The sequence below is a fragment of the Bacillus taeanensis genome (assembly GCF_003318295.1).
Lineage (GTDB): Bacteria > Bacillota > Bacilli > Bacillales > UBA6769 > Maribacillus > Maribacillus taeanensis.
The window spans coordinates 121,043-144,502 of sequence record NZ_QOCW01000003.1; the positions used below are offsets into that span (position 1 = coordinate 121,043).

Annotated in this window: 17 protein-coding genes; 3 read left to right on the forward strand and 14 right to left on the reverse strand. The window is 37.2% G+C overall.

Going from position 1 to position 23,460, the window contains the following annotated elements; all coding sequences use genetic code 11:
* Nucleotides 1–14: 14 nt before the first annotated feature.
* The 4 genes from DS031_RS04580 to DS031_RS04595 all read right to left on the reverse strand — a co-directional run bounded on the left by DS031_RS04580 (nucleotide 15) and on the right by DS031_RS04595 (nucleotide 6,171).
* Nucleotides 15–1,193, reverse strand: a complete 1,179-nt coding sequence (locus DS031_RS04580) for a response regulator transcription factor (protein ID WP_113804753.1) — start codon at nucleotides 1,191–1,193, stop codon at nucleotides 15–17.
* Nucleotides 1,171–2,961, reverse strand: coding sequence for a sensor histidine kinase (locus DS031_RS04585; protein ID WP_113804754.1), 1,791 nt, complete (start codon nucleotides 2,959–2,961; stop codon nucleotides 1,171–1,173). The genes DS031_RS04580 and DS031_RS04585 overlap by 23 nt, the downstream gene beginning before the upstream one ends.
* 313 nt (nucleotides 2,962–3,274) lie before the next feature.
* Nucleotides 3,275–5,671, reverse strand: a complete 2,397-nt coding sequence (locus DS031_RS04590; protein ID WP_113804755.1) for a glycoside hydrolase family 32 protein — start codon at nucleotides 5,669–5,671, stop codon at nucleotides 3,275–3,277.
* A 179-nt stretch (nucleotides 5,672–5,850) separates the two neighbouring features.
* A complete protein-coding gene (locus DS031_RS04595) occupies nucleotides 5,851–6,171 on the reverse strand; it encodes a hypothetical protein (RefSeq protein WP_113804756.1) in 321 nt (106 codons plus the stop codon).
* A gap of 434 nt (nucleotides 6,172–6,605) precedes the next feature.
* On the opposite strand from DS031_RS04595, the gene DS031_RS04600 reads away from it, so the two are divergent.
* Together DS031_RS04600 and DS031_RS04605 are read left to right on the forward strand one after the other, a co-directional pair.
* Nucleotides 6,606–6,953, forward strand: a complete 348-nt coding sequence (locus tag DS031_RS04600; protein WP_113804757.1) for a transposase — start codon at nucleotides 6,606–6,608, stop codon at nucleotides 6,951–6,953.
* A gap of 156 nt (nucleotides 6,954–7,109) precedes the next feature.
* Nucleotides 7,110–7,382, forward strand: a complete 273-nt coding sequence (locus DS031_RS04605; RefSeq protein ID WP_113804758.1) for an acylphosphatase — start codon at nucleotides 7,110–7,112, stop codon at nucleotides 7,380–7,382.
* Nucleotides 7,383–7,566: 184 nt separating this feature from the next.
* Here DS031_RS04605 and msrA read toward each other — a convergent pair whose 3' ends face one another.
* Both msrA and DS031_RS04615 read right to left on the reverse strand, forming a co-directional pair.
* Nucleotides 7,567–8,106 carry a peptide-methionine (S)-S-oxide reductase MsrA gene (msrA, locus tag DS031_RS04610; RefSeq protein WP_113804759.1) on the reverse strand — a complete coding sequence of 180 codons (540 nt, stop codon included), beginning with the start codon at nucleotides 8,104–8,106 and terminating at the stop codon, nucleotides 7,567–7,569.
* A 73-nt stretch (nucleotides 8,107–8,179) separates the two neighbouring features.
* On the reverse strand, nucleotides 8,180–8,551 hold the full coding sequence (locus DS031_RS04615) for a DnaJ family domain-containing protein (protein WP_113804760.1): 372 nt from the start codon (nucleotides 8,549–8,551) through the stop codon (nucleotides 8,180–8,182).
* Nucleotides 8,552–8,785: 234 nt separating this feature from the next.
* On the opposite strand from DS031_RS04615, the gene DS031_RS04620 reads away from it, so the two are divergent.
* Nucleotides 8,786–8,923, forward strand: a complete 138-nt coding sequence (locus tag DS031_RS04620) for a YflJ family protein (RefSeq protein WP_113804761.1) — start codon at nucleotides 8,786–8,788, stop codon at nucleotides 8,921–8,923.
* 109 nt (nucleotides 8,924–9,032) lie between these two features.
* On the opposite strand, the gene DS031_RS04625 is transcribed toward DS031_RS04620, so the two are convergent.
* From DS031_RS04625 to DS031_RS04665, 8 genes are all read right to left on the reverse strand, one after another.
* Nucleotides 9,033–14,369, reverse strand: coding sequence for a GH32 C-terminal domain-containing protein (locus DS031_RS04625; protein ID WP_425451927.1), 5,337 nt, complete (start codon nucleotides 14,367–14,369; stop codon nucleotides 9,033–9,035).
* Nucleotides 14,370–14,659: 290 nt separating this feature from the next.
* Nucleotides 14,660–16,177, reverse strand: coding sequence for a glycoside hydrolase family 32 protein (locus DS031_RS04635; protein ID WP_113804762.1), 1,518 nt, complete (start codon nucleotides 16,175–16,177; stop codon nucleotides 14,660–14,662).
* Nucleotides 16,178–16,200: 23 nt separating this feature from the next.
* A complete protein-coding gene (locus tag DS031_RS04640) occupies nucleotides 16,201–17,181 on the reverse strand; it encodes an aminoimidazole riboside kinase (protein ID WP_113804763.1) in 981 nt (326 codons plus the stop codon).
* Nucleotides 17,182–17,331: 150 nt separating this feature from the next.
* Nucleotides 17,332–18,357, reverse strand: coding sequence for a LacI family DNA-binding transcriptional regulator (locus DS031_RS04645; protein ID WP_181833015.1), 1,026 nt, complete (start codon nucleotides 18,355–18,357; stop codon nucleotides 17,332–17,334).
* A gap of 27 nt (nucleotides 18,358–18,384) precedes the next feature.
* Entirely contained in the window at nucleotides 18,385–18,528 is a 144-nt protein-coding gene (locus tag DS031_RS04650; protein WP_342767228.1) for a sporulation histidine kinase inhibitor Sda, read from the reverse strand.
* A gap of 136 nt (nucleotides 18,529–18,664) precedes the next feature.
* A complete protein-coding gene (locus tag DS031_RS04655) occupies nucleotides 18,665–19,279 on the reverse strand; it encodes a YesL family protein (protein WP_181833016.1) in 615 nt (204 codons plus the stop codon).
* Nucleotides 19,280–19,377: 98 nt separating this feature from the next.
* Nucleotides 19,378–21,636 carry a GH32 C-terminal domain-containing protein gene (locus tag DS031_RS04660; RefSeq protein ID WP_113804766.1) on the reverse strand — a complete coding sequence of 753 codons (2,259 nt, stop codon included), beginning with the start codon at nucleotides 21,634–21,636 and terminating at the stop codon, nucleotides 19,378–19,380.
* Nucleotides 21,637–21,760: 124 nt separating this feature from the next.
* Entirely contained in the window at nucleotides 21,761–23,362 is a 1,602-nt protein-coding gene (locus tag DS031_RS04665; RefSeq protein WP_245947204.1) for an ABC transporter substrate-binding protein, read from the reverse strand.
* Nucleotides 23,363–23,460: the final 98 nt, after the last annotated feature.

Consider the following 23,460-nt stretch of genomic DNA (forward strand, 5'->3'; position numbering starts at 1 on the left):
GAAACGGGAATATCTTAAATTTTTCCGCTTTGCCGATTCTTCGCAAAGTTCCGGTACTCAAGCAGTGTCATACCAACCATTTTTTTAAATAGTTTCGAAAAGTATTTTTCATCCTGATATCCAAGCTTTAATGCAATCGAGTACATCTTCTCATCAGTTTGACTTAACCAATATTTGGCTTGTTCAATTCTCAGTTGAATGACGTATGTTGACAGGGTCATCCCTGTTGCTTGTTTGAATTTTCTTGAGATATGTTCCCGGCTCAAGAAGAACCGGTTGGACAGCTTTTCCAAACTCAGCTCTTCCATATAATACTTATCTACATAAGCGACAATGTCATGCATGCGTCGAGCGTCATCCAAATTTGACAAACGGTGTATAGCTCTAAAGTTTTGATCGTCCACTGCTCTTTTCGCAGATTGAAAAGATGTCGGTAGTTCTGCAAATGATTTCAATGGAACTTCGCTAACAAGACGAACGGGGATATCAAAATGACGGATAATCCATTCCTCTACCGATAACCATTGACCACGTACAGTAATAACCACACAGATATTATGGTCGTTCTGAAGCGAAAATGCATTCCCCCACTCTCGATTACAAAGCTCATTAGCTAACAGCTCAATATAAGAATCAGAATGGTGCATTTGGTAAAAGGAAATTAAGGTAAGGTCATATGCATCAGCTTGCGGAAGACATAAAGACATTTCTTCAGCGTCAAAAGATTCCCCGTTACAAGCTGCCGTAATCAATCGGTTCATACGTAACCTTTCGACATCTTCATAGAAACCTGAATCTCTTTTACGGCGTTCCTCCTCTTCGTTTTTCCAACATTCAACAGATGATGCCAAGGCTTTATTTAGCGATTCCTCTTCAATCGGTTTTAACAAATAATCGATACTGTTGCACTGAATAGCTTTACGCATAAAAGAATAGTCGTCATACACCGTGATCAAAATTGCTTTTCCAGGATAAGATATGGTGTCTAACCACTCGATTAATTCAATGCCGCTCATTTTAGGCATTTTCACGTCTGTCAAGATAATCTCCGGGCATTCACGTTTAATTAAAGCTTTTGCCTCTTCACCATTGCTTGCTTCCAAAACAGTGGTAATACCATAGTTCTGCCATTGTCCTAAAGAACGAATGACATCTCGTACATTAAACTCATCATCTACGATCAGAGCTTTCATACAGTTCCTCCTCCTTTGAGAGTAGTGGAATAACTAGTTGAACAGAAAAACCTTTTCCCTGCTTGGAATCCAGTTCGATTCCTGCTGTCGATCCATAATTGAGAACTAATCGGTCATGAATATTTTTAAGACCGATATGTTCGTGTGTATCATAAGCCGGCGCATAGATATTTTTTCTTAATGTCTCTAACTCTGCGTTTGTGATACTAGATCCGTCATTTTCTACAACCAGATATAAATGTTCTCCTCGTATTTCTCCATAAATGTGCAAATGAGCTTCATAAAAACCTTCTTCATAACAGTGTTTAAAAAAATTTTCAACGAGCGGCTGTAGAATCATACTTGGAACTGGTATATCAAGAATAGCCTCGGGTATATCAATAGAGTAACTTGAACCGGTTCGAAAACGCTCCATTTGAAGTTCCCAATACGCTTTTATATAATCTACTTCACTTTGAACCGGTACCCATTGATCCGAACGAATGGAGTATCGCATCATTTTTGATAAAGACGTCACCAATTGATACACCTTTGGAGAATTAGATCGCAGGGCAACTGCACCAATAGACTGTAACGTGTTATATAAGAAGTGCGGATTAACCTGAGACTTTAGCGCCCTGAACTCGTTCTTCCTATTCTCAATCTCCAGTTTATATTCACGTTCAATGTGAAGGTTGATCCGAGTCATCATATCCTTCATATGCTTTTCTAGATGACCTATTTCGTCTTCTCCCTTGTCATCAAAAGGAACTTCCATATTCCCACCTTCAATTCTCCTCACTTTCCTGCTAAGGAGCTTGATTGGACGAGTAATCTTGTAGGAAATAATACTAATCATTAATAAGCCCAAAATTACAACTACCACACCGACAATGATATTTGTATAGGCGGTTTTCCTCACCTCATTGAATAAAAACTGACTAGAGGTTACCTTAACTAAACGCCATTGCCTTAACGGTCCCGACAACGTTCTAGATAAGATAATATCATCATCTGAAGAATAGACTGTCCCATCTATCTGCGTCTGTAAATCGTCAGGAATGGGCTTACCTATTATAGTTTGATCACTTGCATATATGACACGACCACTCGAATCAGTAAGCAATACCGATCCTCCTCCCTCCTGAATGAGACGATTACATATCCGTCCATATTTATCCAAATCGATATCAATCGTGATAATGCCGAGAAATTCGTTTGTTAAAACATCTAGAATTTTATGATGAATAGTCAAAACCATCGTTTTGTCCGACTCGGGAATGATCGCGGCATTGTTATAATTCTGGATTTGATGCGGCGGCTCAATAACAAAATTCAAGTTAGAATTCACCAGTTTCTGAATAGAATCTTGCTCCAATAAGTTTGGTTGATGCTTCCGGGCGCTTACCATCGCATTATAAACAGTGAACGAATCTTGTTCCTTAGCAATATAAAATCGAACTTGACGAATTTCACTTCGCATCAGATAAAAATTTTCCATACCTTTTTCGAGTTTAAGTTGGTTAAAATAAATAGAATTTTCAAAACCATATTTAAAAATACGGAAGATATCGGGATTTCGATATAAAACATACGGAAGGTTAATTATTTCATTAAAGTATTGTTCCAAAGATTCAGACGCCTTTTGCAGTTGTTCGCTGCTGGTTTCAAGCTCGTGCTGCTCCACATTCTTCTTCGTATACCCATAAATCAAAAGCACGGATAAAAAATACGGTAAAATAATAAAAATAAGAAGCATGAACAATAATCGACTTTGAATACTTTTCACTAGAATGATGCTCCTTTCGCTCATGATCACATCACTGTCTATCTAGTCTGAATTTATCAAGAGGTCTTGTCCAAAGTAGAACATCACCCATTTTCCAACATTTACTTTGAACATAAAAACATTATCCTAACAGTATTCGACATTAATAGACGATTATTTTCCATCAGATTGGAATTTTTGACTTTTATTTATCTAGGAAAAAGGAAGTTCATTCTCGAATTTAAAAGGTGTAAATTTCCTTAAACAAATTATAATATGAAGGCAGCCGGTTACGAAATAGGAAAGAACAAAACTTGTAACTTCTGTTTTTTAGTTAATCTTGTTCTCCTTCAATGGCTGTATCTATACTCCATACTCTCATCGATCGTACAAATGGCTCTCCTTCAATTCCATATAATTCGAGTCCTTTTGATTGGTCAAGTGTTGGAAATACCCGGGAGGAAATACTTTTTTCATTATTTACATATGCCTCCACGATTGATTTATCAACAAATACGTGAACTCTTAAGATATTGTCTTCAAGGTTTAATTCCCCACCTTGAATTCCCTTTTCAATATCAGCATTTTCACTTGAAAACCTACGATCTATGTTAACGGTTTTCGTTTCATTATTATAAAAAATAATCGTTTCTTCTTTATTATCCGGATGTTTTAGTAGTTTCAAGCCTGAATGTTTCGTATTCGAAACATCTAGTTCTAACTCGATTTCCACTTGATTACTTTGGATGTTTACAAGCTGTTTATTCGCTTCCTCCATTGTAACATTTTCAACAGATACCAGTTCTTGTCTACGGAGTGAGTAAACCTCTTCAATTGGACGGATACCAAGATCTTTCTTATGATTCAAGTAAATTTCTAGAGGTAATCCAGCTCCATGTGCCCATCCTGATTTATATTTTTCAGCCTCCGATCGCCTGTCTTGTAAAATACTTGTTAGAATCGTCCGACCTTTTTCATCAACAAATCCCTGTGCTCCTGTAAAATGTTCACCATAATCAAACATTTTTGGTTCCTCGTTGTCAGGTATAAACTCCAATCTTTCAGGGTTCCATGTTCCAATCCAATAAAACGTAAAGCGAGCGGCATATACACTAGGTGACATAAAATAAGGACTGATCATGAAAACATATTTTTGTTCACCTATATCACTATTTTTAATCGGTACTAAGAATGGTAGCTCCCAAACATCTCCAGTACGTGGGTATTTTACTTTATCGCCAATCATGAATGGCTTTTCATATTTCCAGTGTGCCAGGTCATCTGAGGTATAAAGTAACGCTGTCCCACCTGCTCCTTCCACACCTGAACCAACAAGCTGATACCATTTATCTCCGTCTTTCCATACATATGGATCTCGAAATTGACCGAACATTACCTTACCTTTTGATGTTTCTATATTTTTTTCTTGAATCGTAACAGGATGAGGATTCATATTCCAATAATGTAAGTTAACATCATCTGTATCCGTTGGACGAGCCATTCCTGTCATTTGATTCGGCTTCATTTCATCATGTCCTGCTGTGTAGAATAATATGGGTACTCCATTTTCATCATATGTTGCACTTCCAGACCATACGCCATCACGAGCTGCTGTATCTTCTGTTGGACTTAAAGCAATCGGACTGTCTTTCCAATGAATCATGTCATCACTAGTAGCATGTCCCCAATGAATCTGATGCCAAAAGGGACCAGCTGGATTAAACTGATAAAACAAATGATATTTACCGTTATAATAAATAGGTGCATGCGGTTCATTCATCCAATGCTGAGGAGCAGTAAAATGATAATTAGGTCTATATCGATCTCCTTTATAAACCGTTCGATCAAATGACGTATCTGGAATTGGCAGCTCATGGTTAAACGTGTTGCTGACCTCTTCATAGTGCTGTTTAATATATTCATTGCTAAATGCTTTATTGTACAATGAAACATTGTCCATTAATCCATTAAACATATTGACTTGGAACACATCAGACACAGAAACAGCCTGATTATGTTTTCCGACAAGTAATGGTAGATGATCCGCTTGTGTAAACTGACTATCTGCAGGCACTTCTTTTTCCTGTACAAGCTCACCGTTTAAATAAAGTGAGATTTTATTTGTTTGTTTATTAAATTGTGCAGTAACGTAGGACCATTTATCTTTCGGCAGAATTTTTCCTTCTGGTGACCAAATTTCATACCATTTCTCGTTAAGAGAAAGCTGAAACGTTATATATCCATGGCGTCCCATTCCTAAAATAAACCCTTGTTTATTTGCTTTATCATGTTGATTAATTATAACGGAAGTTTGTCCGTTGTCTCCCCATTCATAAGCTCTTGGTGCAACCCACGCTTCAACCGAAAAAGACTCGGTTGGTTCTTGAACCTTTTCTGCAGGGACTTCTATCCAGTTTGAATATCCATTAAATAATAATGTCCTGCCGCTAATGCCGTTTTTCCACTCTGGATCTAAGTTTAATGCATAATGAATATCGGAAAACACAGAATTAGCAAGGTCTCTAGTGACTTTTCCATCCCCTTCATCAAATCCCCATTGATGGAGTGCTTGATTATCAAGCGCAAATTCTAATAGTTGGTCTTCCTTTTTATTCTTATTTATTGTATCTGAATCAGATATCATTTGTTTTTTTATCAAAATTCCTACAATACTAATAACACATAGGGTTATAACAACCAGCCCCATCCATACAACTCTCTTCTTTTTCATCTTAAAACTCCTTATCTAGTAATCTTATTTGCAGCGTTAACAATATAAAAAAGACCTAGAATGGATAAGGGTTTGTACACAAAGGTACATACTGTCCTTACCACATTTTAGGTCTTGCCTGCTTTTCAGTCACAATCCTGCAATTTTTAATTTTCATGGCCATTCTATTTCATTCAATACTACCTTTCAATGAATATCCCCGGCTCTCCTTTACTGTTTATTGCCTGATAAAGTAACCTTAGTTTTTCAAACGTATAGGCCCCTTCACGAATTATTATACCAGCAATACTAGAAATAATGCATTTATTATTTTGAATCCGCCACGAGACAATATTTTCCACCTCTTCTTCCTCTTCTATTTTTTCTAATAAGTTGACGGATATATTCAAAATCTCGATACGAAAAGGCCGCCATAATTTCTCAAAATAGATTGTGCGATCAATACTTAATTTTTCAAGAGAAAACGTTGCATCAGGCAGCCTTTCGTTTTCTTCTAACATAATTTTCACTGTATATATATTGAAGAAGTTCCCTAGTTGCCATGAGGATTACCTCTTTATTCTTACTAACGGTACTTGTTGGAATGCCTGCTTCTATGAAGTATGGTCAGGTGTAAACTTCTTCCATATAACCCCCTCCTCTAATTTACTTCATATAAAAAATTCGTATAAAATATCTGCCTTAAGTCCGTCTTAACAGTTTCACAATTTCCTACCTATTATTGTAGGTGCTGTTTATGTTGGGTTACTAAGAATAAAATCAGGCTCCTCTAGCGCCTGATTTTTATTCTGGTGATTTATTCTGAATGAAATTAAAACAATATGAGGGTGTTGCAAAACGCATAATTGATATATAAAACTAAATAAAAAACCACCTTTTTTGGAAATCATGGAAAGTGCGAATAACCAAAATACCAAGAAAGGTGGCTAATTCCATGATATCCAATATCGCACTTGATCAATCCATTTCTTCTATTGAAGATCCAATTTTAAATAAGATATTAATGTTTTTTGATCGCCTTCGTTTTCCTGAGCTACCTTATGTGACTAGTAGACCACGTATTTCACGAAAAATCATGTTGAAATGTTTGGCGATCAAAGCTCATTTAGCCATTGATTCATTAAAGCAGCGCGTCAAATTATTTCAAGATTATCCTTATTGGCGATGGGTGGTAGGCTTTGACCATGTTCCCCATCTTTCAACCTTTTCACGTGCAGCAAAATGGTTTCGTGAAGAGGGATTTCCTCTTCTGCACTCGTATATTTTGCAACACGTTCTTTAATATAAAAACTTCTGCATACTATCACTTGTATATATTACTAGAAGTGACTACAGCTTACAATTCATCTAAACGTTTTAACCATTAATTTATGAGGGTATATATATATATATATATAGGATGTGCAAGATAGAATCTTTCAGGAAGGATGAAATAATTATGATAAGATGGCATATTATTATTCACGGCCGCGTTCAGGGTGTAGGATTTCGAGCTTTTACACAGCAGCATGCTAAAATGCATAACATTAAAGGATCGGTTCAAAACAAGCTAAATGGTACTGTTGAAATTGATGCACAAGGTAAAAAAAAAGACATGCGTTCCTTTATTTCAGCAATAAAAAAAGGAACGCCATTTGCTAAAGTAACTGACATTGAAATAGCTGAAATTGGCACGCTAAAAAATGATCAATCATTTAACATTGTCTACTAAATAATATAGCTTGATCATAGTTCTGCTCCAAACCAAGCATGTAAATGTCGTAGGATTCATTTCTCTGCGCTTGTGATGACTTCGTACATCAAGGCTTGTTCAATGAATTCTACGACGATTTAAGTTTTACACAGAAAAAGCCTTTAGAGCTAGGAAATCTAATCTAGAGGCTTTTTATCTTCAATTATTTATCCCAATGTTCTTCAATAAAAGCAGCGCGGCCAGAACCAATACGGTAGCGGCGGTAATGTTCAGGATTTTTTTTATAATACTGCTGATGATATTCTTCTGCCGGATAAAAAGGTTTAGCAGGCAGGATTTCTGTTACGATTGGTTTATTAAAAGGACCATTTTCTTGAAGATCTCGCTTTGAAGCTGCTGCTTGTTCTTTTTGTTCTTCATTATGATAAAAAATAGCCGTCTGATAAGAAGAGCCGCGATCATAAAACTGGCCGCCTGCATCTGTCGGATCAATTTGCTGCCAATAAAGACGTAACAATTTTTCATATGGAAAAACGGCTGGATTAAAGGTAATTTGTACAGCTTCATAGTGCCCGGTTGTTTCCGAGCAAACTTCTTGATAGGTTGGGTTTTCCGTTCTACCACCTGTATATCCTGATATCACTTCAATAATACCGGGCATTTCATCAAACGGCTTAACCATACACCAAAAGCAGCCGCCCGCAAATGTCGCAAGCTCATAGCGTTCCTTCTTTTCTTCCACGATCGGTTCACCTCTTCTTTTCTTTGTATTCTCATTTTAATCAATTGATTGTAAAAGAAGCAAATATACTGATTCAGAAGAAGCGGCTCATAATTTTTTCGCGATACGCTCCAAATGAGGACGAGCTTTTAGTTTTTCGCTTTTCCATTAACATATTAAACCGGATTGTTTTTTCATTTAACTGCTTTTTCAGCTTCTTTCGTTCCTCTTCATCATAGCAGCAGGAAATTAAATCTTTTAAGCTCAACATCTCTTTATTAAGCTGTACTTCTTCAGGAACAAAGCCAGCGTTTTTCAAAATTTTATATCCAGTACGGAGCTCTTCAGAAACGTCTGACAATTCGTCTAACTTCAGCGGTTTTCCCTGTCCAGGCAAGTTGTTGAGATCTCCATCACGAACAGCTTGACGTATTTTTTCTTCTGCAAGCATTGTAAATAAATCCATCTCTTCACCTTCCAGCAGTTATTCTCGTTAACTTCAACACACATTATTTGTATTTATTTTATCATGTTTCTTCTTATAAAAAGAATTCCAGAAAATTTCCTTTTATCCCTTTTCAAATTCCTTTTATAGATGTTACAATGGCACACGGTTGGTCTTATATCATTCTTGCTGGTTTTACAAAATCCGCAGCAAGGTAATTCCATCATATACATTATTCACAGAAAGGATGTTACCATGCATATCGGGAGCAAAGGTTGGTACGTAAACGAATTAAAAAAATTAGGAGTTCGCTATTATGGAAGCAGAAAAGTTGAAAGCTTTAAGAAGCCAATTTTGGCGAATATACTAGAAAGTAAACAAGGGAATAATTAATTCATACAAAAACCTCTTCTATTACAAAATAGAAGAGGTTTTTCTTTACTTTTTAAGCTTTACTTTCTTCATTTTGACTAGAGCCTGTTTCATTATCAACAATTTCTTCTCAATCCCCGTTGTTATCTAAAGCAACGGGAACATTGACATCATCAATATTAATATGGCCCCAGCCACCAGTTTCATAGTCAACAATTTTAAGGTACAGCTCTTCACCGATATAGTCAGACGCATCCCAATTCACTCTTCGATATGCTTCGCCGTTGTGACCTGTTGATTTCATGAGTTCTTTATCATCGGAAACTCGTACAAGTGCCACATATAATCTGTCAGGATTTGCTCCGCCTCCAATAAGAAAATCAATTTGGCCGCTGCCGCCTAAGACAAAGTTTTGTGAAGTTAACACACCTATTGCCGCGTCTCCTCCTTTATCACCGTTAAAGCCCCATAAATGATAACGCTCTGGATCTGTATCGCTAGAAGCTTGTCCAAATGGACCGCCCCAGCCCCAATCTTCTTTATTTGTTACATGATCATCACTAAAAGCATTGCCTTCTTTAACAATCCATCCTGTTAAATTACCTGTTTGGAAATCATGATTTGGAAGCTCACGATAATTTTGACCTGTATCGTTCTCGCCTTCTGATTGTTCAGGCCAAAATGCTGGAACTGTTTCCCCATAGGCAGAATTCATCTCCCATACTTTCATTGACTTAACAAGCGCCTTACCGTTATCGCTCCAAAGCTCAATGCCTAATGCATCCGCTCTAGTCGGATAAACACGTGTTGTAATGCTCTTCAAACCATTTGCATAAGCTTCAATCATCGAACGATCAAGGTACATATGAAGTTTTAAATGATCGCCATCAAATTTAAGTTCTCCGCCTTGAATCCCTTTTTGAATATCTGGATCTAAGCTGGATTTGTTACGATCAACGCTAAATGTATCACTTTCTGCATCATAATATAGAAGCGTCTCTTCTTCTCCATCTGCAGTTTTACGAACTTTAATACCAAACTCTTTGGCAAATGCTGCATCAATTTCTAATTCAATTTCAAGCATATCGCCTTTTACGTCTCGTAAAAGGTCATTTGCTTCATCAAATTTCTTATTTATAATGGAAACAATCTGTTCTCCTCTTAACGAATTTAATTCTGAAATCGGCTCAATGTTCAGCTCCCCATTTTTCTTTAATGAAAGTTCAAGCGGCAGTCCTGCATTGTGTGCCCAACCTGCATCATAATGCTGCTGCTCGGTGCGGCGGTCCTGCGCTATGCTGAACAAGATAGAACGTCCTTTTTCATCAACCATTCCGCTTGGTCCAGTAAAATGTTCACCATAATCAAATTGTTTTGGCTCTTCATGATCTGGAACAAACTCAAGCTTTTCTTTATCCCACGTACCAACCCAATACCATACATATTTCACGTTATGCGGGCTGTAACCGTCAAACCAAGGGTTAATTAAGAAAATATACTTTTCATTCCCTTTATTATCTTCACCTAAAGGAAGAAACACTGGAAGCTCCCACACTTGTCCTGTTTTTGGGTTATTTGCATAATCACCAACAAATAACGGCTTTTCATACTGCCAATTGATTAAATCTTTTGATGTGTAAAGAAGTGCTGTACCACCTACATCTTTAATACCAGAGCCAACTAACTGATACCATGTATCTCCGTCTTTCCAAACAAATGGATCACGGAACTGTCCGTACCAAACTTCTCCTTCTTCTGCTGGTAAGTTAGGCTCCTGCACTGTAACCGGTTCCTCATACATTTCCCACTCTTTTAACATTGGATCAGTTGGATCAGTGCTTCTTGCAAGACCTGTCATTTGGTTTGGAACCTTTGTATTATCACCAGCTGTAAAAAGAAGAACTGGATTTCCATTTTCATCAATTGTTGAATCACCTGACCATACACCATCCGGCGAAACGGAACCACCGTCTGGAGCTAACGCAATTGGCGCATCTTCCCAATGAACCATATCATCACTTACAGAATGCCCCCAATGAATTTGATGCCAGTACGGTCCTTGAGGATTATGCTGATAAAAGAGATGATATTTTCCGTTATAATAAATTGGAGCATGCGGCTCATTCATCCAATGTTCTGGTGCAGAAAAGTGATACTGCGGACGATAGCGATCACCATCATAGCGGCTGCGATCAACTTCTGTATGAGGCATTGGATGTGTGCCATTTTCAAATTGTTCTGTATAGCCTTGATAATTTGCGGCTACTTCATCATCTGTTAACGCATCGTTATAAATTTTTAATTCATCAATTAAGCCGTTAAACATGTTCCCTGTAAATACACCGTTTATTAATGCTGCAGTATTGTGCTTACCAATTAATAAATCATTATTAGATGGCACAATGGTTCCTTTTGGTGTATCTGTTTCACCGACTAATTCACCGTTTAAATACAGCTTCATTCTTTGAGTTTCTTTATCGAAGGTTGCGACAATATATGACCATTTATCCTTTTCTAAAGGCTTGTCTTCATTTGCCCAAACTTCTTTCCATTCACCGTTAATGCTTGCTTGAAATGACCATTTTCCATGGCGGCCCATACCAAGAATATAACCTTCACTTGCCGCTTTATTATGCTTATTTACGATCGCTGATAACTGTCCAAGATCGCCCCATTCATAAGATCTTGGTGCTGCCCATACTTCAATTGTTAGCGCTTCTTTCGGTTCAGCAATTTGATCTGTAGAGCGCTTTATCCACGTTGAATAGCCATCAAATAATAATGCTTTTCCGTTTATTCCTTCTCTCCATAACGGATCAGTGGAAGGTTTATATTTAGCTTCTGTAAATACATATTCAATCTTATCCTCATGTCCTTTGATTTCATCTTTGGCTTTAATGCCGCTTCCTTCATCAAGTTTCCAGTAAGCAATTGCCCCTGCATTTTTTACATGAAAATCATCGACATTAATATGACCCCAGCCTCCTGTCGCACGATCCACAATTTTAATATAAACTTCTTCACCAATATACTGAGATGCATCCCATGTTACACGTGAGTAAGTTTCACTGTCATTAAAGTTTTCATTTGCTGCTTTTATTAATTCTTTATTATCAGATGCTCTTACAAGTGCCACATATAAATTTTCAATATCGTTTCCACCGCCGATTAAAAAATTAATTTCGCCGGTACCAGAAAGGTTAAAATGATTTGATTTTAACACACCTGTTTGCGCATCTCCACCATCTTTTGCCCCCCATAAATGATACTTATTGTTGTGATTAAACGGACCGCCCCAGCCCCAATCTTCATCAGCTGTTACATCTTCATTACTAAACGCATTTCCTTCGACAATTGTCCAGCCTGTTAAATCACCTGTTTCAAAATCTGGATTTTCAAGGTTGTCGCCAATAATTGGATCTGTATTAAGAACATGAAAATCATCGACATTAATATGTCCAAAACCGCCAGAATGATGATCTACTACTTTAATGTACAGTACTTCACCTAAGTATTCAGATGCATCCCATTTTACCCGGCGATATTCTTCTGTATTTGTTCCTGTTGCCTTGAACAGCTCTTTACCATCTGAAGCTCTTACTAATGCCACATACAAATTATTAATATCTTGACCGCCGCCGACAAGAAAATCAATTGTTCCATTGCCATCAAGACGGAAAAGACTTGATTTCATGATACCTGCACGAAAATCTGACGCACTATCATCTGAAGAACCGGCAAATCCCCAAACATGGTATGTACCCTGCTGGTTAAAAGGTCCGCCCCAGAATGTCGCAGCATCAGAAACTGGATTATTAAAGGCAGAACCTGTTTCTGTCCAGCCTGTTAGATCACCTGTTTCAAAGTCTGGATTTTCGATATCCGCTGCTGTTACGTTATCAAGTGAACCTGTATTTTCTTTCACACTTGTAAAAGCTGCTTTCTGTAATGGGTAAATTTCTAAAGACTTTAATGTCACTTCCCCGTCTAACGTATACGCTTCTAAACCGATACTTGACGCATCAGGGAAAATTTGATCTGTAATCACAGCTTGTCCATCATTTCCAAACAGTTCAACAGAAGCTTGATCGACTAAAAGATGCATTTTAACTGTATTATTTTGTACAGTTAATGGTGCTTCATGTTTAGCTGCAAATTGGCTTTTAAAACTCGATTCACCTGCATTGGAACGATCAACAAACAATTTTTTATTCGCTGAATTATAACCTACTCCTGTAAACTGACTATCCCCTTTACGAACTTTAAAGCCAAACTCGCTTGCAGTAACAGATGACACATCAAATTCTGCAATTAGTTCAAATGTATCTTCATTAACGTTTGAGAGAAGATTATTTTCGGAAGTAATCACTGCATTTTCCCAAGTTTTTGGTTCAGCACGAAGACTTACAAGCTCAGTTACCGGTTTTTGTACAAGACGAATTCCTCCCTCCTGGACTTTAGATAACGTCAGTTCACGCGGTAACGTCATTGCACCTCTAAATGGTGATGTTGGAGTATCTTGTCCATACTGCCAGTTATTCATCCAACCAAGCCATAAACGACGACCATCTTCTTTAGGTACATCACTCCATGAAACCCCTGCATAAAAATCTGCTCCAAAGTCTGTCCACAGCACTTTATCTGGAGCGTTAACATTCGTAAACGTCGAACCATCAAAATCGCCAATAAAATACTGCATTCCAGAACCCCCTGCAGGTGCTCCTTCGCTAATACTAACAGTTAATACCCATTTTTTATTACTTAAATCTCCATCAACAGAAAGCTCGAATAAATCCGGACACTCCCATGTACCGTTATGTGACCCCTGATTACTGCCAAACTTGCTTGTAAGATCCCAAGTTTTTAAATCTGGGGAATTATAAATATATACACTATCATCAGCTGAAATAATCATTACCCATTGCTTTGATTTCTCATGCCAAAGTACTTTTGGATCACGGAAAACATCCACTCCTTCTGGCATCGGGATAACAGGATTCCCTTCATATTTCTTCCAAGTACGACCATTATCATTGCTGTAAGCTAAACTTTGAACTTGATGACCACCTTTTTCTTGTGTAAACATTGCAACCATTGGTGGCTTAGAGCCTGTCCCAAAACCACTTGTATTATTCCAGTCTACAACAGCACTTCCAGACCATATAAACCCATGTTCATCAGGGTACAAAGCGATCGGAAGGTGTTCCCAATTAACTAAATCTTCACTTACTGCATGTCCCCAATACATCGGTCCCCATGTTGTATTTGTAGGATTATACTGATAAAAAAGATGATATTCTCCTTCATAATAAACCATTCCATTCGGGTCATTCATCCAATTTTCTTTAGGAGAAAAGTGAAAATCTGGTCGATAGGATTCATTTTCTAAATTAGAAGGTGAGCCAGATTCTTCTGCATTTATAACCGCTATTGGCGTAAACATCGTAACAACAAATGAAACAATCATAACAATTGATAAAATTTTTCTTGTTAGCTTCTGTACCAACTTTTATCCTCCTTAGACAGTAGTTTCATAGTTTTTTCACAGCACTTCTAACAGTCCACGGCCACTAAAACAATAGCATTAAATACAAGCGTTTACGTAAGCGCTTACGTAAGCGCTTACATAAAACTTTAAAAAATATATTTTATTCTATTCACCTCCTCATTAAAATAAACAATTCATATAATGTCTTTTGCACATGTTATACATAAGTGCAAAAGACATTCTTCTTAAATAAACGTTTCATTGATTACTTACTTCCAAATATCTTTTAATCCCCATACATCAACAGATGAAGCTTTCGCTGAACCGCCTTTTGTAAATAAATCAATTCCAAGGCTGTGCTTACCTGGATAAATACGCGCTGACATAACAACCTCTCCATCATTTGCAAATACTTCTACAGATGAATGATCAAGAAACACATGAAGCTTTAACGTATCTTCAGCAGAAAGATGAAGTTTCGCGTGGCGAACACCACCGTCTCCTTCGCCAGAACGCTCACGGTCAAATACTAACTTTTCTTCCTCTTTATCATAATAAACAAGTGTTTCCTGCTTACCATCTTCAGAACATCTTAATTTTAGCCCGACTTCTTCTGCACTGAATTCAGAAATTGGTAGCTCAATCACTAGTTCAAGAGATTCACCCTTTAAACCGTCAAGTACGTTCGAAGCTCCTTCAGCTATTAATAAATCATTAAACTGTTTGTGAGATGTTCTTAATTCCTGCAGTTCAGATACCGGTGTCATAATCACTCTACCGTTATCAAGCAATGTCAGTTCACGCGGAATTGTCATCGCACCAGACCAACCTTTTTTCTGTGTTGGCATCGTTGATTCCCACATATCCATCCAACCGATCAAGATGCGGCGGCCTTTTTCATCTTCAAATGTTTGCGGAGCATAAAAATCAAATCCTCGATCGAGTTCTTCAAAACTTTTATACGTATATTCACCAGTTTCATAGTTTAGTTTCCCTACCATATAAACACTGTTGTGAACATTTTGATAAGAATCACCTTGCGCTTCAATTCCTTGTGGAGAGGCAACAAGAACCTGCTTTCCACAGAGGTGGAATAAATCAGGACATTCCCACATGTAACCTTTATCGCCGTTACTTTCAGCCATCACACCTACATAGTCCCACTTGCGAAGATCTTTTGATTTGTAAAGAACGACTTTACCTGTATCACCTTTACGAGTTCCAACAACCATATACCAATGATCTTCATGCTTCCATACTTTCGGATCACGAAAATGTCCTGACCCTTCTTCAGGATGCTTTTCTATAACAGGATTGCTTGTATGTTTTGTGAAATGAATACCATCTGTACTTGTTGCGATACACTGTGATTGCTCAACAATATCATTTTTTTGATCAAGGAAAATATGGCCCGTATAAATTAATGTTAATGTGCCATCATCATCGACCGCACTACCTGAAAAACAGCCGTCACGATCATACTCTTCACTTGGCGCTAACGCGATCGGAAGGTGTTCCCAATAAACGAGGTCTTTACTTTTTACATGTCCCCAATGCATCGGTCCCCACTCGGAGCTGTATGGATGATGCTGATAAAATACGTGGTATTCACCATTCCACTGTACGACTCCATTTGGGTCATTAATCCAGTTAGCAGGGGCCATAATGTGGTAACCGAGGCGATGTGGATCTTTTGCTGCCTCATCTTTTGCTTTTGCTACTGCTTCGTCTGCTTTATTTAATAACTCTTGATAACCTTCTTTTGTTTTTAATGTGCTGCTCTCCATCTCTATCCCTCTTTTCTTAAAGTCTATTTAGCATAAAACTCTTCAACTTCTGTTTTCGTTGGCAGTGCGGAAATTGCGCCTAGACGTAATGATGTAACAGCACCACAAATATTAGCAAATGCTAAAACCTCTTCAAACTTTTCTTTGTTTGTGAGAAGTTCATTAAGCTTTTGAATGGTGTTTACATTTTCAGTTAACTGATAAAGAAGTCCGCCAACAAACGCATCGCCAGCCCCTGTTGTATCAGCAGCTTGTACTTCACAACTTTTCACATGTCCATTAAGTTCTCTCGTATAATACGTACAACCATCTTTTCCTTTTGTAATAAGAACGAGTACAACATCACCTTTAAACAGTTCCTGCACAGCTTCCTGCTCATTTTTAATGCCTGTTAAAAACTCTAATTCTTCTTCACTAACCTTTACAATATGAGCACTCGGAATATATTTTAGTATCGTTTCTTTTGCCATTTCTTCATTTGGCCAAAGCGGCATTCTAATGTTTGGATCGTAGCTAATGAGAGTGCCTTTTTTCTTTGCTTCAAAAATTGCTTTATATGTCGCGCTTCTTGATGGCTCGCTAATTAACGAAATCGATCCGTAATGTAAAATATCGCCTTGTTGAAACCATGTAGATTGAATTTCTTCAGGCTCTAACAGCATGTCTGCTGACGGATCGCGATAAAAGGAAAAATCACGATCACCATCTTCTTTTAATGAAACAAATGCCAGGGCTGTTTTTGCTTCATCTGTTGTTAGCATATAATCTGTCTGAACACCTTTTTCATCCAAAACATCTTTTAAAAATTCACCAAATGCATCATTTCCAACCTTTCCGATAAATGCTGCATGCCCACCAAGTACCGCAACCGCTGCAGCTACATTAGCCGGTGCTCCGCCTGGTGCCCTCTCAAAACCGTTTACATTTTTTAAAGCAATTCCTTTTTGATTTGGAATAAAATCAATTAATGCTTCACCAATCGTTATCACTTTATTATTTTTCATGGTTATTCACCTGCTTTTAATAAATTTTTATCGGTATTATAGGTGAAAGGTTTTATTTAATCGATTACGTAATCGATTAAATAAAACCTTTCAAAATAGGGACTTACTCAAAGGTTGAAGATCAGACCCTATTTTGAAAGCTTCTATCCTTTAAATGGATTTTCGAATGACTAGTTCTGTTGAGAGACGATTTTCCCGATACGACTGATTAGGATTGTTAATTCGATCAATCAATGCTTCAGCAGCTTTTTCTCCTAATTCATATGCAGGCTGTTTAATGACTGTTAGCGGCGGTGTTGTAATCTTCGCCCAATCATAGTCGTCATATCCAATTACTGCAAGCTCTTCTGGGATGTTCGTTTGTTTTTCCTGCAGGTAAGCCATCGCCCCCATTGTCATAACATTATTTGATACAAGCAGTGCGGTAATTTCTTCTTCCATTAAACGTTTCGCTAACTGATAGCCGATTTCAAAGCTTGCATCACCAACCTTAATAAATGATTGCTGTACAAGAATGTCGTTATCGATTAACGCTTTTTTATAGCCTTCTAGTCGTTCATCACTTGTTGATAGTCCAAGTGTCCCGGAAATAAATCCAATTTGCTTATGCCCCTTTTTAATAAGCATTTCAACTGCTTCATACGTACCCGTAAAATTATCAACGAGTACACAATCACCTTTATATCCTTTAGGTTTGCGATCAATAAAGACGACTGGATACGTGCCGCTTAATGTTTCATCAAGATAAGCATGATTATTCCCAGTCGGAGCCATAATTAACCCGTCAATTAACTGAGCATTAAACGCTTTAATTTGCTCTTGTTCATTTTCAAACTGTTCATTTGAGTTGCTTAAAATAAGGTTATAACCGTACTCTCTTAGTTTACTTTCAATTCCTTGTGCAATTGACATAAAGAAAAAACTTGATGTATCTGTTCCCATTACAGGGACAAGCAGACCTACTGTTTTTGATTTGGCACTTCGTAAACTCCGTGCCACTGAATTTGGACGGTAGTCAAGTTCCTTCATGGCCTGTAACACTTTTACTTTTGTTTCTTCAGCAACATAACGCGTTTGATTAATAACGTGTGAAACAGTTGCAGTAGAAACCCCAGCTTTTTCAGCAACATCTTTCATACTTGCTGCAGGCTTTTCTATTCCTTTTACTACCTTCATAATCCATTACCTCACCCAATTTATTTTTCAAGAAGAAGCTTTTATCGCTAAATTTCTTCTGTTAATTTCACTTTTTAATAATGCGATAAATTCTATATTTAATTCTAATCTCATCGCTTGATAATATGCATTAATTAAAATACTATCGCTTAGATTATTCAAGGTAATCACTTCCTTTTAAAGAGAAGGATAAGTCAATAACGTAATCGTTTGCGTAATCGTTTAATTTTAATTTAATATAAGTTGAAAACCCTGTCAATATTTTTTAGGATTATTTCCCAATATTTTTAAATTTCTTAAACAAGTTCTACTCTTTATTCTCGATCTGCTGCACCTTCATAAACACTTGATTGCACATGGAATACATCATATAAGCAATAAAGCTTCCGATAAATAAAATCAATACAGGATATATCGATAACACATAAGCAGTTACCCCTACAAAACCTAATAGAAGAATTGTCACAAACGGATTTACAATTGATAAAAGCAGTGCATTTCGCAAAATGTTTTTCCAACTTGTCTCAATATGAACGAGCACTGGAAAAAGATAAATAGAAATAAATACATACAGCAATACAACAATAAACACAATTCCATATAAAATAAGAGAAAAAAACGACTCTGTCGGCTGAATTAATTTTAAGTCCCAATATAAAAATAATCCAAGTGCTGTCCAAATAATAGAAATCCCCATAGTTTGAACAAAGTTATCTTTAAATAAGGAAAAAAATGTTTTGAATACACCATGAATCTCTTTCCCAAGCACCCATTTTCGCACAACACCAAACATCGCTGTGGTCGCTGGATAAATAGTGATGATCGGTAAACACATCACAATCCATAATACATTTAACAGAAAGAAATCAACACTTTTCTCAAGAAATCGATATATTCTGCTGTTAAGGTTTAACATATTCATAAACATCTTCTCCCTATAAAACTAATTTCTTACCAAGCGAGGCTTCTATTGTTTCCTATTATAGCAGGAAGTAATAAGTAAAAATCTAATTCACATTATCAGTTTTTATGAATAGAATTCATTTCCCAAACTTCCATTGATTTAACAATCAAACTGCCGTCTCCCCATATTGCCACTCCTAGTGAATCAAGTCTCTGTGGATATACTCTCGTTGTTAAACTTTTTAACCCATTTGCATAAGCTTCTACCATAGAACGGTCTAAATAAATGTGAAGTTTTAAGTTCTCAGCACGCAGTTCAAGCTTTCCTCCTTGAATACCTTTTGTTCGCTCACGAGGATCAATCGTTGTTTTTTCCCGATTAACATTAAAGGCAGCAGATTCACTATTATAATAAAGCAGTGTCTCTTCTTCGCCATTAGGGGAACGTCGGACTTTAATACCATATTGTTTCGCTGTATTAGGCTGTATTTCCAATTGAACTTCTAACATATCACCTTTTATATCTTTCAATAGTTTATTCGCTTCTTCAACCGTTTTCTCTTTAAAAGAGATCAGCTTTTCTCCCCGAAGAGTTTGAAGCTCTTTAATTGGTTCAACACCTAGTCTACCATTCTCTCTTAACGTTAAACTAACAGGCAACCCGCCATTATGTGCCCAACCTGCATGATATTCACTGTCAGGGGTTCGCTCTCCTTGAGCAATCGTAAATAAAATTAACCGTCCTGTTTTCGGATCGATCATTGCGCTTGGACCTGTGAAATGGAAGTCTCCAACATCGATCAGCTGAGGTTCTTCATAATCAGGAATAAATCGATAGTTTTCTCTATCCCATGTACCAATCCAATAAAAAACTTCTACATCAGCACCTTCTCCAACAGGACTGATAATAAAGATATGTTTGTCGTTTCCAATCGGCAGTAAAATTGGAAGCTCCCACACTTCACCTAAGTATGGATACTTCCTATCATTGTCCTCATAAAGTAATCCTCGATATTCCCAATCAATTAAATTATTTGATGTAAATACAACTGCAGTACCGCATTTACCTTCAATCCCAGAACCGACGATTTGAAACCATGTGTCTCCTTCTTTCCAAACAAATGGATCACGAAAACCATCATAATGAAGTCCTAAACCTTTTGGTTGCTCTGTTACAGGGTTTGGATATTTAACCCAGTTCACTAAATTGAGATCACCGTCATTATGATACGTACTTCTAGCTAGACCTGTCATTTGATTTGGGGACTTTTCCTGATTTCCAGCTGTAAAAAACAGAACCGGAATCCCTTCTTCATCGTAACAAGCATTTCCTGACCAAATACCATCAGGGGCTAAACCATCATCTTCTGTAGCTAGAGCAACAGGAAGGTCACTCCAATGGACCATGTCTTCACTTACCCAGTGTCCCCATTGAATGTTTCCCCAGTATGGCCCCTGTGGATTATGTTGATAAAACAAATGATATTTGCCATTAAAATAAAACGGCGCGTGAGGTTCATTCATCCAGTGCCCTGGAGCTGTAAGATGATATTGTGGACGATGGCGATCACGTTCATATACACTTCGGTCAATAGCAATATCTTCATAAGAGATAGACGGAACTTTCCCATCAAAAGATACTAAGTAATTATTAGAATTATCCTTAATTTCCACCTCTGAAAGTGCTCTGTTATACAATTTCACTTCATCAAGCAGTCCGTTAAACATATTGAGCGAAAATGCTTCTGCAATTACTTTGGCATGATTGTTCTTTCCAATCAGTAAGTCTTCATTACTTGGTACCATTCCAGTATTACTGTGAAGAAGCTTTTCAGCAACTTCTTCTCCATTTAAATACAGCTTCATCATTGCATTTTTGCTATCAAATACAGCAGCAATATAGGACCATTGATTTCTAGGCAGCGGCTGGTCATTAGCCCAGATTTCTATCCACTCATCTTCAACCCCTACCTGCAGCGACCATTTTCCATGTCTATGCACTCCAAGAATAAATCCTTGGTTTTTCTCACGATCATGTTGATTAACAATCGCAGCAAGCTTCTCATCTTCATTACCACCAAACGAACGCGGTGCTATCCAAGCTTCAATTGTTAATGCATGACTGAAGTGCTGAATATTTTCAGATTTTCTAGTTATCCATGTAGAATAACCATCAAACAATAATGCACAGCCACAAATTCCTTTTCTCCATTCCGGATTACTTGATGGCTGAAAACGCGCCTGATTGAAGACATAGTCAATCGGGTCTTTTGTTTTTTGAACTAAATCTTCTACTATTTTTCCCTTTCCTTCATTAAAAGACCAATGAGCAATCAAGTTAGCAGCATTTTTATTAATAGAATAATGATTAGACATGGTACAAACACTCCCTAAATTTTCAACTCTCCAACATCGTTTACCAATAGTTTTTTCTAAAAAGCAAGCCAGAACGAAGAAGGGGGTGGTCCTAGCTTGCATATTTTTAAATTTTAAACCTTAGTTATGATTTATTTTCATTAAATTCATCTAGACCATCTTGGTAAATTTCCATCAATTGATCTAAGCCCATATCCTTTAATTGCTTTACATAGTCATCCCATTCTTCTTCAATGCCGCCTTCCATTAACCATTGTGCTTTCTTTTGATTAACAAACTCTTTAATATCCACTTCAATTTTATTAATCGTATCCAGCTCTTGCGGACTGAAGAAAATTTGCGGATAATTTTCTTCTTCTAAATGCGGTCCATAAATTTCTTTAATGCTTTTCAAACGTTCTTTTGCGCGAGGTTCCATATCAACAACTACACCAAAGTCTTCTCGTAATACAGCAGTTGGTCCATTAGGAGCTACTTTTTGACGAAGTTCACCCATTGCTGTACCTTCTGGAAGCTCTTTATTCACTAACATACCATTTTCATCTTCTTCATAAATTGTTCCAATAGGTCCCCAACTAATTTGTGCAGATATTTTTGGTTCATATAATTGATCTACCCAACGCATTGTAATTTCAGGATTTTTGTTGGCAGAAGTAATAACAAATGCTCCTCTTTCATATTCAGAATAATTAGAACGCCCTACAACTATATCGCCATGAGGACCTTCTAATGGCGGAAGAAGTACATAATCATCTGCACGTTCTGGACCGACAACTTCTTCGGTTTCCCACCAAATGTATGAACCTAATGTTGCATCTTTTGTTTTCCCTTTTGCAAAATATTGCGCTACATCTTGTGTAAAGGATTCTGGGTCAATTAATCCTTCTTTTACCCATTCATGATAATATTGAATAGCTTCTTTATATTCAGGCTGTACAGCTGTAAAAATTACTTTGCCGTCCCGTACAATTCTGTGATCCACATTATCCGGCATATCAAAAGCTCCAAACATATCGCCAAAGTTTCCAGTCCAGAAATTGTACATAAAACTTAATGGAATTTCGTCCTGCTTGCCGTTTCCGTTTGGATCTTGTTCTTTAAACGCTTTCAAAACATCATGATATTCTTCAAGTGTCGTTGGCATTTCTAAACCTAGCTTATCTAACCACGCCTTATTAATAGATTGAAAGTTCGGCACTGCGGCAAGTCCCATTTCTTCTGCACGCGGAAGAGAATAAATATGACCATCTGGCGCCGTTACCATACTCTTAAGCTCAGGTCTTCTTTCAAAGAGCTTCTTAATATTCGGTGCATACTTATCGATTAAATCTTCTAATGGAATAATCGTTCCACCTTGACCATATTTTACAATATCTTGATCGGTGAATTCAGCTTTATAGAATGCATCAGGTAAATCACCGCTTGCTAATAATAAATTCTTTTTTTCTTGATAGCCATCTCCAGGGATATTATTCCACTGAATATGCACATTTGTCATCTCTTCAAGTTGCTGCACAATCTCCATTTTATTATAATTTGGTGCAAGTGGGGCTTTTGGTGATACAAAATTTAAAGTGATTTTTTCCTCTACAATTGGTAAGCCCGTTTCATTAAATGCCACTTTTGTTTCCTCTTTTTTGTTGGATGTTTCATTTGATGAACATGCTCCTAAAAGAAGAGCTGAGCTTAACATAACACTAGAGAAAACTTTTAATCCTTGTTTCATTTTCTTTTCCCCCTTTTAATAAGAAAGATAAACAAATGACATAGTCGTTTGCGGCATTACTTAACTTTTTTATCCTGATTAAGAAACAAGCCAGAATA